The 489-nt window shown below is 35.6% G+C and carries 1 protein-coding gene; it reads right to left on the bottom strand.

What is annotated here, in order from left to right:
- Positions 1-371, bottom strand: a 371-nt coding sequence (locus HMPREF3216_RS06510) for a hypothetical protein (protein WP_196485407.1), incomplete at its 3' end; no start/stop codon positions are given.
- Positions 372-489: the final 118 nt, after the last annotated feature.

The raw sequence follows: 489 nt of genomic DNA, 5'->3' as shown, positions 1-489 counted from the left end.
TCAGAGCTTGGCTTGTCTTTTAAATCAAATTTCCCAACTAAAAATAAAGCTTTAAGTCCTGTACCAGGTAAATTGAACGATGATTCAACTAATTTGATTGGCTTATCTCCAAGAGTGACTTTAGACAAATCATAGCGAGAATCAAGAATGTCTCGTGACACAAAGAGATACAATTCATCCTTATTCATATAGTTTTCTGGTATACGAAACTCTTCTTGAGACACCGCTACTGTTTCCCAATGATACGACGCAAGCGCCGCTTTCTCATCATCGTCAGCACATCCCGTAAGAGAAAAGAGAGAACCTAGCAGCAGAAGCATAACAAGACAACTTTGAAAAATGGTTTTACAAAAAATAGTTTTACTCCTCATAACACCACTAGCCTCCTTTTCGCTAACACGACTCTGTATCAAATAATCATAAAACAGATTATTAAGCAAACAAGATCTACAATTCACTCTGATTACTGTAATAATCTTAATAAATATC

This window comes from Gardnerella vaginalis (genome assembly GCF_001546455.1).
Classification (GTDB): Bacteria; Actinomycetota; Actinomycetes; order Actinomycetales; family Bifidobacteriaceae; genus Bifidobacterium; species Bifidobacterium vaginale_B.
The sequence above is the reverse complement of the archived record's forward strand: the minus strand, read 5'-3'. Positions and strand labels throughout refer to the sequence as shown.